This is a genomic window from Mesotoga infera (genome assembly GCA_011045915.1).
Taxonomy (GTDB): Bacteria; Thermotogota; Thermotogae; order Petrotogales; family Kosmotogaceae; genus Mesotoga; species Mesotoga infera_D.
Genome location: DSBT01000137.1, coordinates 1 through 5,939 on the forward strand (window position 1 = coordinate 1; position 5,939 = coordinate 5,939).

6 protein-coding genes are annotated in these 5,939 nt (G+C 48.7%); all 6 read right to left on the reverse strand.

What is annotated here, in order from left to right; genetic code table 11:
* Positions 1–48 precede the first annotated feature (48 nt).
* The 6 genes from ENN47_05060 to ENN47_05085 all read right to left on the reverse strand — a co-directional run bounded on the left by ENN47_05060 (position 49) and on the right by ENN47_05085 (position 5,526).
* A complete protein-coding gene (locus ENN47_05060) occupies positions 49–789 on the reverse strand; it encodes an SDR family oxidoreductase (protein ID HDP77548.1) in 741 nt (246 codons plus the stop codon).
* Between the two features lie 37 nt (positions 790–826).
* Entirely contained in the window at positions 827–1,804 is a 978-nt protein-coding gene (locus tag ENN47_05065) for an ABC transporter permease (GenBank protein ID HDP77549.1), read from the reverse strand.
* A gap of 92 nt (positions 1,805–1,896) precedes the next feature.
* Positions 1,897–2,565 (reverse strand): sugar ABC transporter substrate-binding protein, encoded by a 669-nt coding sequence (locus tag ENN47_05070; GenBank protein HDP77550.1) that lies wholly within the window; start codon positions 2,563–2,565, stop codon positions 1,897–1,899.
* A complete protein-coding gene (locus tag ENN47_05075) occupies positions 2,475–2,930 on the reverse strand; it encodes a sugar ABC transporter substrate-binding protein (protein ID HDP77551.1) in 456 nt (151 codons plus the stop codon). Before ENN47_05075 ends, ENN47_05070 begins: the two co-directional genes overlap by 91 nt.
* 22 nt (positions 2,931–2,952) lie before the next feature.
* Positions 2,953–3,852: a dihydrodipicolinate synthase family protein gene (locus ENN47_05080; protein HDP77552.1), complete on the reverse strand. Its 900-nt coding sequence runs from the start codon at positions 3,850–3,852 to the stop codon at positions 2,953–2,955.
* Positions 3,853–3,876: 24 nt separating this feature from the next.
* Positions 3,877–5,526 carry a dihydroxy-acid dehydratase gene (locus ENN47_05085; protein HDP77553.1) on the reverse strand — a complete coding sequence of 550 codons (1,650 nt, stop codon included), beginning with the start codon at positions 5,524–5,526 and terminating at the stop codon, positions 3,877–3,879.
* Positions 5,527–5,939: the final 413 nt, after the last annotated feature.

The following is a 5,939-nucleotide window of genomic DNA, read 5'->3' on the forward strand; positions in this document are numbered from 1 at the left end:
CCCTTAACCTGTAAGAAATCTCAATATACATGATTCACCTCTGCGTCCTCAGTGGGTTGTCCATCCGCCATCTACGTATATTGTAGAACCGGTGAGATAAGAAGCATCTTTCGAGGAGAGAAAGACCACTGCCCCGGCTATTTCTTCCGGCGATGCGAGCCTGCCGAGCGGTATTTCATCGGTAATCTCCTGCAAGTGCGCGGGATCATCCATTGAGCCGGCCGATATTTCCGTCCTCACTACCCCGGGGGCAATGGCATTTACATTTATCCCGTATGAAGCCAGCTCAACCGCCATAATCTTCGTCAGCATAATTATTCCGGCCTTCGACACTCCGTATGGAACGTGATGTCCATGGTAATAAACGACCTTTCCATCGATTGAAGTTATGTTTATTATTCTTCCGCCCTTCGGCATGAGCCTCAACGCTTCCTTGCCGCAGAGGAACGGGCCCTTCAGATTGACCGCCATCGTCCTGTCCCACATTTCCTCGGTCACTTCTTCGAATCTTCCCTTCAGAAGGATCCCCGCATTGTTGACCAATATGTCGAGCCTTCCGAACTCCCTATCTACAACTGAAAAGAGCTCCTTAACATCTTTGGATGATGAAACGTCCGCCCTCACAGCAATTGTCTTCCTCTTTATAGACAGCTCTCTTGCAACTGAAGAGGCCCGTTCAAGCGCCACATCGGCAATAACTACCTCCGCGCCTTCATCTACGAGGCGTTCGGCTATTGCCTTTCCTATGCCCTGGGCCCCACCGGTCACGAGAGCCACCTTTCCCGCAATGAATTCATCCCATTCGACTTCACTGACTCTTCTTTGCTCATGAAACTGCTCCCTGCCTCTTTCGACTACTGCTGAAGACCGCGAGTAGTATGATCAAACCCCTGATTATCTGCTGCCAGTAGATCGATATGCCGAGCAGATTCATAATATTCCCGATCAAGCCGAGAATTATTACCCCGACTACCGTACCGCCGACCGATCCGATCCCGCCGATGAAGTTTCCTCCGCCGACCATTACGGATGCAATTGCAATCAGCTCCCAACCTTGGCCCATAACATTCGTTCCGAGCGTCAATCTCGAAGTCATGACCACACCGGCAACTCCACACAACAGCCCAGAAATTGTGTAGGCCATAGTCTCGTTCACAATAGTGCTTATTCCCGCTAACCTGACCGCTTCCTTGTTACCTCCAATGCCGCGTATAAATCTTCCCATTATCGTCTTTCCCAAGAACAATGCAACGACTAACGCTATCGCCAGCCAGATCCATGCCATCACCGGAACTCCAATAAGATACTCTCTTCCCATCTTCAGAAAGTCCGGGTTCTTGAAGAACACTTGTCTTCCCTTTGAGAGAAGCAGACCCATGCCCTGATAAATCGTCATTGTCGCAAGAGTCACAATGAATGGAGTAATCTTCGCCACCGTAACTGCCAGGCCGTTGGCTAAACCGGCCAGCCCGCCTACGCCTATCGCAAGAAGAGAGGCCAACGGCCAGGCCATGCCTCCACTGAGAAAACTAGCCACTACAATCCCTGAAAGAGAGGCGATAGCTCCAACCGACAGGTCGATTCCTCCGGTAAGAATAACCAGAAGTTCTCCAAAGGCTACGATTCCGATCGCCGCATTCTGCTTCAGAAGGTTGGTGAGGTTCTCCGGTGTGAAGAATTTGTTGGACATGAATGCAGATATCGCAACGAATATTAGTAACATAAGATACTTGTCGTACTTTGAAAGAAAGTTGATCAGGAGATTCACTTTAAGCTGTTCATTCACCGAAAATCGTTTCGACATTAGCACCACCCGTATTTTTCAGATAAAGCAGGGCGAAGCGATTTTGCCGAACTTCGCCCCGTAGCAAATCTGAGTAATTAAATCCGAGTCGATCAGAATCCGTAGCTCATGTATTCATCGACGTTATCGTAAGAAATTCCGACCACGGGGATATAATAGCAATCCCTTACTGCAATTCCCTGAAGTGTTTCGTTAATCTGCTGCATACAAATTTCAGCAATCATCGTGGGGCTGTTCAAACCGGTCGCTAGAGCGGGTCCATTCTTGCCGTTCTCTGCTGCCTTGATTTCTTCGAGCATTCTCAGTTCGCCGTCGAATCCCACAATCAGTTTAACATCTGTTCTGCCGGCATTTCTAATAGCTGTAAGTGCTCCGAGTCCCTGCGCATCGTGATGGGCGATTACGACGTCAATCTTGGGATTGGCTGCTAGAAGTTCTTCCATCTGAAGCATGCCTTCTGATTCGCCAACGTCCACAACGGCCTGCCTCTCGTCGATTATATCGTATCCCTTGATCTGCCCCTGGTCGGAAATTCCACCCATTATTCCGCCAAATCTCAGTGCCGGACAACCGGTATCTGTTGCCGTGCTTCTGACATAAACTATCTTCGCTTCCCCGCCCATGAAATCGGCTACGAATCTGCCTATTGCCCTCGCAATTGCGAAGTTGTCTATACCGACGTAACATAACCTTCGCCGGGGCTCGTATTGTCTACGCAGAACAGAGGAACGTTTTTCCGAGCACAAAGGTCTGCAACGGATGGGACAATCTCGTCTCCGACTGGATTGAGAATGAGAATGTCGACTCCCTTTGCAATGAGGTCCTCGGCGAGCGAGAGCTGTTCGGCCGCACTCCTGTTAGAACTTACAACCTGTGTGAAGTTTGCGCCAAACTCCTTGGCAAGTTCGACGAACCTATCGCTCATTGCGGCATGATAGGTTGTTCCCAGAGTGAGCTGAACAAATCCGATGTTCTTCCCCTTTAGCGCATTTGTAGCCAAGTTTAGGCTGTTAGAAAACGCTGCAGTAGATAGCAGGAGCACTACTACCAAACCGATAACCAGTAGAGTCTTTCTTTTCATGTTTAGTACCTCCTTTTTTCCCACACCTTTCGGTGGATGCTTCATTAAGGTCTCTAAGACCGATAGCTTAGAACAACTTCAAGGCTTTCAATTCCCCAAGAACTTTCTGGAGCAATGTCTCGCTAATATCCTTATAAGGACTTCTAGAATACCCCGCGTCTACCCCCCTCGCTCTCAAAATTGCATGCATGATAGGCACGGTCGGCCCGAGTTTCGTAATTTGCCTTACTTCAAGAATCAATCTCTGAAGGCGCTGAACCTCTTCTTTATTACCGTCCTTGTGAGCCTCGTAGATTTCAGCGAGAAGCTCGGGATAGATATTTGCCATTCCGCAGACACAGCCTGTAGCGCCCGCATCGAAAGCGCCGGCGAAGATTGCCTCGGTTCCGATAATCACGTTGAAATCGGAATACTCTTTGACAGCTTCCTGGAAAAAGTAGAAATTCACCAGATCGAAGGAACTGTCCTTCAAACCCCTCAATCCATATTCGGCGAGCCTCTTCAGCAATGATGGAGTGATCGTGTTCTGCGACAGATGGGGATTGTTGTACACATATACTGGAAACTCCTCCTCATTCACTGCATCAATCAGAGCTGCTAAATGGCTGAAAAGATAGTCTTCGGGAAGATGAGGCGAATAATAGGGACAGATCGCTCCCACACCCTGCGCACCCGCTTCTTTTGCATGTCTTGCCAGTTCTACGGTGGTAACGGTATCTGCCGTGCCTACATGAGCCACTACCGGGACTTTACCGTTTACTTCGTCCAGAATTATTTCCAGCGACTTCTTCCTCTCCTCGATTGACATCAACGGGCCACATCCGTATGTACCAATAGGATAGTATCCGTTGACGTGGGGTAGAGTGAATTTGATTATCTCCCTGATTCCCTTTTCGTAAACCTTCCCGCTGCTCTCAAAGGAAGAAAGTACTGGTGGTATAATTCCGGTAAACTCTAATGCTTTCATTTTTCCCTCCTACATACACTCAATCTATAGCTCTTGATCACGTATTCTGACTGCTCCGTTGTTGACCGGACCGACTCTTCTTGCATACTCATCTAGAAGTTTCGCTCTTCCCGTTGTCTTCTTCGGAACGAAAGTCGAGAGACGGCGAGAGATTTCCTCATCGGGCAGTAGAACATTTATCGATCTGCTTGCGATATCGATCTCGATAATGTCTCCATCTTTGACGACTCCTATTGCTCCACCCTCTGCGGATTCCGGGCCGAGATAACCTACCGCCAATCCGGCGGTAGCTCCCGAAAACCTTCCTTCCGTAACAACTGCGACCTTTTCTCCTATGCTCTTCAGCGCTCCGGCAACTCTGTGTAGCTCTCTCATTCCCGGACCACCCTTTGGTCCCACATATCTTATAACGACTATGTCTCCCTCTTTGATCTTGCCCTTCTCGATCGCTTCTGTCGCTTCTTCCTCACCGTCGTAGACCATTGCCGGTCCTGAAAACTTCATCATGCCCGCGGGGATAGTGGATCTCTTCACGACGGCGTTGTTCCTGGCAATATTTCCCTTCAAGATAACTATTCCGCCCGTCTCGTTTACAGGATTTGCGGCGTTTCTTATTACTTTCTCGTCAATGTGTAGTACCTCTTCGGCTATCTGCCTGACTGTCTTGCCCTCTACGTTAATACAGTCCTCATTGAGCAAGCTGCCAAGCTGCTTGAATATCGCGGGCACACCTCCGGCATGTGCAAAGTCAGCCATCGAGTGTTCCCCGTTTGGATTCACTGTGCACAGCTGGGGAGTCCTGTCGTTTATCGCACCAATGTAATCGAAGTCAATTTCGATACCGATCTCACTGGCTATTGCCGGAACGTGCAGGAGATGGTTCATAGAAGCGGCCAGCGCAGCCATTACCATAAGCGCGTTGTCGAAAGAATCTTTGGTAATAAACTCGGAAGGCTTTAAACCCCTCTTGACAACATCCATTATCATCTCGCCCGTTCTTATTGCGTAAGAAGATCTCTCATTAGTACACGAAGGGCAGGCAGCCGAACCGGGTAGCGCGAGACCGAGCGCCTCTGCTACGCAATTCATGGACTGCGCGGTCCCGATGTAAGGGCATATCCCAGGCTGCGGATACAGCTTCGAATTGCCTTCAGCCAGTTCTCTTTCAGATATCTTCCCTGTCAAGAACTGGTTTCTAAGCTTCTTCGATTCTGCGAAGGAAATCGCAGGTGTGCAAGTTCCACTGCAGATGTGAATCGAGGGAAGATCCAACCTCAATGCAGCCATAAGCATGGCGGGAGTAATCTTGTCACAGGAAGATATGAATACAAGACCGTCCAGAATATTCTGAGACAAGACCATCGCCTCTATAGAGTCGGAAATCACTTCCCTACTTGGAAGAATAAAATCCATAGCCTCATAACCCTGAGCGAGCGCATCACATGGAGCGATAGTGTCGAACTCGATCGGGAAACCTCCCTTGGATCTCACACCATCCTTTACCTTTTCTGCAATCTCCCTTTGAGGGATATGTCCGTGACTGAACTCATTCCAGGAATTGACAATTCCAATTATTGGTCTCTCAGTATCCTCATAAGAAAAGCCGCAGGCTATCAAATGACTCTTGATAAGTGCCCGGGTAAATCTCGGAAGGCTCTCAAGTTTTTTCCCCATCTTTAACTCCTTCGGTCAGCGATTAAAAATCGTCTTATTTGATATTTTCAAAGTCGATTTGATAATATCATATCGACTTATCTATATTCGATTCCAACCAGTTGCGATTTCGGGCTTCCTGGCGCGACTATTTCACTCCGAGGGTAGATTTCTTTCCATATTGCAGATTATCTAACTGAATCGAATGCGTGGCGCTTTGACAAGGACAACTTCAGACAGCATTAACGCTTCTGAAAGGCCGGGGTTGCGGGTTCGTGGTAGGAAAGAACGGGAGAACCTGGTTGACCGTTGAACGGTTCTCCGTTCGCCGAAAACGTTGTTCGTTCCAGAGAGCAAGGATCTGTTCTTCGTTCTTGGCCAAGCTCAAAAACCAAGATCGAGATGCCGGATCACTGTCCGGCATGACGGAATCA